Origin of the sequence: Lichenibacterium ramalinae, assembly GCF_004137085.1 — a bacterium.
GTDB classification, from domain to species: domain Bacteria; phylum Pseudomonadota; class Alphaproteobacteria; order Rhizobiales; family Beijerinckiaceae; genus Lichenihabitans; species Lichenihabitans ramalinae.
Genome location: NZ_QYBC01000049.1, coordinates 1 through 5,726 on the forward strand (window position 1 = coordinate 1; position 5,726 = coordinate 5,726).

At 66.6% G+C, this 5,726-nt stretch carries 3 protein-coding genes; all 3 read left to right on the top strand.

Annotated elements, in window-relative coordinates:
• The first annotated feature begins 326 nt into the window (after positions 1-326).
• The 3 genes from D3272_RS26790 (at position 327) to D3272_RS27610 (ending at position 5,694) form a co-directional block, all read left to right on the top strand.
• Positions 327-608 carry a hypothetical protein gene (locus tag D3272_RS26790; protein ID WP_428978027.1) on the top strand — a complete coding sequence of 94 codons (282 nt, stop codon included), beginning with the start codon at positions 327-329 and terminating at the stop codon, positions 606-608.
• Positions 605-3,502, top strand: a complete 2,898-nt coding sequence (gene mobF / locus D3272_RS26795; protein ID WP_129222296.1) for a MobF family relaxase — start codon at positions 605-607, stop codon at positions 3,500-3,502. Before D3272_RS26790 ends, mobF begins: the two co-directional genes overlap by 4 nt.
• Positions 3,503-3,993: 491 nt before the next feature.
• Positions 3,994-5,694, top strand: coding sequence for a recombinase family protein (locus tag D3272_RS27610; RefSeq protein ID WP_165361556.1), 1,701 nt, complete (start codon positions 3,994-3,996; stop codon positions 5,692-5,694).
• Positions 5,695-5,726: the final 32 nt, after the last annotated feature.

Sequence of the window (5,726 nt, forward strand, 5' to 3'; positions counted from 1 at the left end):
GCCACACACGAGCCTCGGCGCAAAACCACCCGTCAGCCGCCTCGCACTCGACAAGGACAACCTATTGAGGCTCCACATCTAGCTGCTTCAGCGTGAGTTCGCGACGGCGCCAGGCGCCCGGACGGAGTCGGCGGCGTCAGATCAATTCAAAACCATGGACTGCTTCGGAGCAAGCTGCGGAGCGTCGTGGATGACCTTGCTGCGTCGATAGTGGCCGTTCGGAGAGTTGGAGGAGCCGGCAGGGAGAGGTAGAACAAGCTGCCCGCAAGGGTCCAGGCGGACCTTTCCTAGCCGTCCCCTGAGATCATCATGCTCAGGAGATGAAGGTGCCGAGTCAGAGACTCACGATTGAACTCGACCCCGACCTTGTCGCAACACTTCGCCATGCGGCGGCCGCGGTGGGTACCACGCCCGAGGCACTCGCGGCCGAGGCCGTCGCCCAGGCCTATGAGGTCGGACTGCGGCACAGGGTGCTTGTCGAGCGGATAGAGGCTGTGGACGCCCAGATTGCCGCCATCGCGCGCTTCGTCGAGGAGGCGACCGCCCCGGCCGACGGCGGCGGCATCGACCTCGAACGCCTCTGCCGCTACCCTCGCAAGCCGAAGTGACAGCCACGCTGCATCGCCTCGCGGCTGGGGCGGAGGCAGGCGCCTACTACACCAACGACGCTGCGCGCGAGGCCAAGCCACGGAACCGCGACGAGTACTACGCCCGCGACGGCGCCGGCACATGGTGGTCGACCGGCGAAACGGTCGTTCGCCACGGGGCAGCGATCGATCGGGGCTCCTTCCGCGCGCTCTGTGCCGGACTGCACCCGGGAACCGGGGCACCGCTCGTGCGCGGCGCCGGGCCCGGTCACTGGGCTGGCCTCGATGTGACGATGACGCCCGGCAAGTCCGTCTCGCTGCTCTGGGCCGCGGGCACGGCCGAGCAACGCGCCGCAATCGAGAGCGCCCATCGTCAGGCCGTCGAAGCGGCGCTCGGATTCGTCGAGCGTGAGGGTCTTATCCTCGTCCGCTCTGGCGCGGGTGGGAAGCACAAGGCTCGGCCGTCCGACCTCATCGTTGCTCGTTACGATCATTTCACGACACGTGAGGGCGACCCCAACGTTCATACCCATGCTGTATTCATGAACGTAGCAGGTTCGGATCAGAACTCAGGTCGGTACCAGCAGAAACATCTTACGATCGAGCCCGCAGAAGCCTTTCGCTGGCAGAAGGTCATCGGCGCCAGCTATCGATCTGCCATGGCTGAAGCGCTGAGCCAGCAAGGGTTCAGTTTCCGGCCGGCCGGCCGGGGTCAGTACGAGGTCGCTGGCATTCCCGAAGACCTGATCGAAACCTTCTCTAAACGCTCGCGCCAGATCGAGGAGCGCGTCGGGCGGGGAGCAAGCGGCGCCCAGAAGGAGATCGCCAACCTCGCAACGCGCGGCTCCAAGGATCTGGTGCCGAGCGGCGAGGAGCTGGAAGCGCGCTGGAGAAGCGAATTCGCCCAGCACCGCACCGACGTCTGGTCGGCGGCGCTCGCTCACGACTCAGCTCGCCACGTCGGACAAGACCGCGCCCCCGAACGTGAGCGGTCGGTCGACCTCGACCCTCCCGAAGTCATGGGCGACACGCCGGTCGCGATCGCGGCCTCGACCCTGTTCCGGCATGAGAGCGTCGTCACGCGATCGGACCTCCTCGGTGCCGCCCTGGTCGAAGCGGGGTTGAAGGGGATCGGCATTGCGCCCGTCTATGCCGAACTGGGGCGCCTGGAGCAGGACGGCACGCTGTTGCGGCTTGGTCCGGAGCGAGGCGACGGGCGGCGCTGGACCACGCCCTCCATCGCCGCGGTCGAGGCTGCCATGCTTCGCGCGGCGAACCGGCCAGCGGAGCGGCAGTGGATCACTGAACCCGGGCTCGATGCCGCGCTGGGCCGGGCGACGCACCTCGCCGATGAACAGCGAGAGGCCGTAAGCCGCGCTGCGAGCCCCGATGGGATCAGCGTGATCGAGGCTGGCGCCGGGACGGGCAAGACCACCGCCGCGCGCGCCATCGCGGACGCGGCTCACGCGTCCGGGCTGAAGGTGGTGGGTTTGGCGCCGAGCTGGGTGGCCGCTGATGAATTGGCGAAATCGGTCGGCATCGACTCCCAGGCCATCGCTAAGTGGCGCGCCGACGATCGGCACGGTCGCGCCAAGGCGCTCGACGCTGATACGCTGCTGCTCGTCGACGAGGCCGGCATGGTGTCGATGCGCGACATGGCAGCCCTCACGGTCGCAGCGAAAGAGGCCGGCGCCAAGCTCGTGCTTCTCGGCGACTCGCGCCAGCTCGAATCCGTGTCCGGCGGCAGCGCGCTGCGGGCCGTGACCGAAGTCGTGCGTCAGAACGCAGTGATGGAAGCGGTGCGGCGCCAGGAGGTCGACTGGCAACGTGCGGCTTCCGTCGTGATGGCCCGCGGCGACGCCGAAGCCGGCCTCCGCGCCTATGCCGAGCGGGGCCGGCTCGAGACCGTCCCCAGCGTCGATGGGGCGATGCAGCGGTCCGTCGAGCGTTGGCGCGAGCTGCGGGTAGAATACGGCGACGATGTTCTGCTCATCACGCGCCGCAACGCCGACGCGTCGCGGCTGAACGCGGCTGTCCGCGAGGTGCTGCGGACGGAAGGGCGCCTGATCGGGGCCGATGTCGCGCTGCCCTCGACAGACCGCGAGGGCAACATGGTTGCCCTTGCAGTGGCACCGGGCGACCTGCTCCGGTTCGGTGACACCTTGCCGGACTTGCGCATCCGCAACGGCACGCGTGGCACTGTCGAGGCTGTCAAGCCCGATGCGGACGGCAGCGCGACGCTGCGGATTAGCCTTGAGGACGGCCGCATCGTCGAGCAGCCGTGGCAGGCCTTCGCTCGGCCAATACCTGGTCGAGAAACACGGCCGCCTCGGGCCGTGCACGCCTACGCGGGCACGGCCTACTCGGTGCAGGGTCGGACCGCGGCGGCGAGCGTACATTATGTCGGCGCAGCCACGGACGCACGTGAGGTCTACGTGGCTCTGACACGCCACCGAAAGGACGTGCGCATCGTTGTGGAGCGCGACCGACTCGACGCAGTCTGCCGCCAGCGCCAGGCCGACCCGCGCATGCCGCCACCCGCAAGCGCTTTGGACGAGCGGCTGTTTGCCGAGGCGAGCCAATATAGCGAAAAGGCCAACGTCGTCGACTTCGTCGCGGACCGAACGCGCTTCACGGCAACAGGAATCGTGACGCCTCCGGATGAAAAGGGCGAGCGGCGCGGCCCGAAGTTGCTCGAAGCCGCGCGGAGCCTGCGCGAGGCGCTGGCAGCACTACGGGTTCGAGAAGGTGTGATCGTGCCGCTATGGCGATTGGTCGAGAACGGGCGAAGGCTCATGCCGCCCGTGCCGAGCCGCCTCAGCGAGATCATACGCGGGCTGCAGCGAGGGGGAGAGCGAGATCCGGCACGCGAGCGGTTCACCGCACCTGAACGGGACGTGGACTTGGAACGGTGAAGAGCAGGTCTTCCCGCCAGGGCAGCGTCACAGCACGGCCCTTCGGTACAGGCCGCGCAGGATCGTTCGAGACCAAGTCGGGACCGGACGCGATGGTCTTCAAGACGGTCGGTCCCCGACGTCCTGAGTGCGCCGCACACGCTGGTGGTGCACGGAGCGAGCGTCGTAATATTGGAAGAATTCCAAACGTTGATACCGCCCTTGCGGGGTGGACAGGCCACCCCTGGTCCGGTTGGCGCCTGCGGGCGTCCCTTCGGCCCTTTGTGATGAGAGCGGGCCGCCCGTGCAGCGCCAGGCGTCACATCCTGAAAGGGAGGCTGTGGTCCCCAACCTATCGGCAACTCTAATCGAACTCTCCACCGATTTCAGGAGAGACCTGTCGTACGTTGCGCATGCGGCACGCTCAGCGATTGCGATGCTTCATGCCCTCGCCGAGACCGCTCGTCAGGGATAGCGTGGGCCTGTAGCGCGTGCATGATGGGAGTTCGACGGTGAAGCCGACCAGTTCTTCGAAGCCCAGCAAGGTCCAGCGCGCCGCCATCTACGCCCGATATTCGTCAGACGAACAACGGCCGGAGTCGATCGAGGACCAGATCCTGAAGTGCCGTCGGTGTTGCGACGCCATGGGTTGGGAGGTGGTCGCCACCTATTCCGATGCCGCGTTCACGGGCGCGACGGTCCTGCGCCCCGAGTATCAGCGCCTGCTGCAGGACGCGGAACGGGGAGTGTTCGACATCGTCGTCGTCGAGGCCGTCGATCGCTTGAGCCGTCGCTTGGCCGATCTCGCGAATTTCCACGACATCGTCGAGTTTCGGAAGGTCCGGCTCTTCGCCACGGATCGCGGCGAGATCAACGGCTTGATGATCGGCATCCTCGGCGCCATGGCCCAGGCTTTCCTCGACGACCTGAAAGGCAAGACCAAGCGCGGTCTCACGGGCAAGATTCTGGCCGGCCTGAGTGCCGGGTCGCTGGGCTACGGCTACCGGGTCGACCCGGACACAAAAGGCAAGCGTCTCATCGTCGATCATGAGGCCGCGGTGGTCCGCCGCGTCTTCGAGGATTATGCGGCGGGTGCTTCCCCGCGCGCCATCGCGAGCAAACTGAACGCGGAGGGCGTTCCCGGCCCGGGTGGTCGGCAATGGATCGACACCACCATCCGCGGCCAAGTCGATCGTGGCACGGGTCTCCTCAACAACGAGCTCTATGTCGGCCGCATCGTCTGGAACCGAGTTTCCTATGTTCGGGATCCGGCCACCGGCAACCGGCTGGCGCGCCGCAATCCCAAGGAAGATTGGGAGGAGTCGACCGACGACAGCCTGAGGATCGTCGACGATGCGCTCTGGCAGCGGGTCAAGGCCCAGCAAGGCGAGGTTCGCACCGTAATGGCGCGGGATGGGAACGGTGTGGCTCTCAACCGCGCTCACCGGGCCCAGCACCTTCTGTCTGGGCTGATCGAATGTGGCGCCTGCGGATCGTCCTTCGCGATGCGCGATGCGCGCCATTACGGCTGCTCGAATTTTCGGTCGAAGGGCACGTGCTCGAACGATCTCAGGGTCAAGCGCGCAGACCTGGAGCGGCTCATCGGGGATGCCATCCGACATCGTTGGATGAACGAGGAGGCGATGGTGCGGTTGCGTGCCGAAGTGATCGAAGAGCGCGAGCGGCTCTTAGGAGCATCGGACGAGACGCGGGCCAACCTCACAGCCGCGATGAAGAAGAAGCAGGCTCAGGTCGATCGCATCGTTAACGCGATCAGTGACGCCGGACACAACCCCGCCCTGCTCACCAAGCTCAAGCAGTTGCAGGCAGACACGCTCGCTTTGGAGGCGAACCTGCAAGCCTTGGAGGACGTCGGGCCCCTTCCCCCGATCGACATGACGGAGGACGTCGATGCGATGATCCATGCAGCGGCGCAGCAGATCGAGCAGGCGATCAGTCATCCCGTCCACCCCGACGCGCCGAAGCTGCGCGAGATGGTGCGCGGCATGATCGAGCGGATCACGATCAGCCGCCACGAGAGCGGGGCCATCGAGGTCGGGGTGCGGGGTGCTTTCGCGGGCGTGATGCAGGCTGCGGGTCTCGTCGAGCGTCATGCGCTGAAAACGACGAAAGCCCCTGACGCTTTCGCATCGGGGGCTTCTCTGTCGGTGGTTGCGGGGGCAGGATTTGAACCTGCGGCCTTCAGGTTATGAGCCTGACGAGCTACCGGGCTGCTCCACCCCGC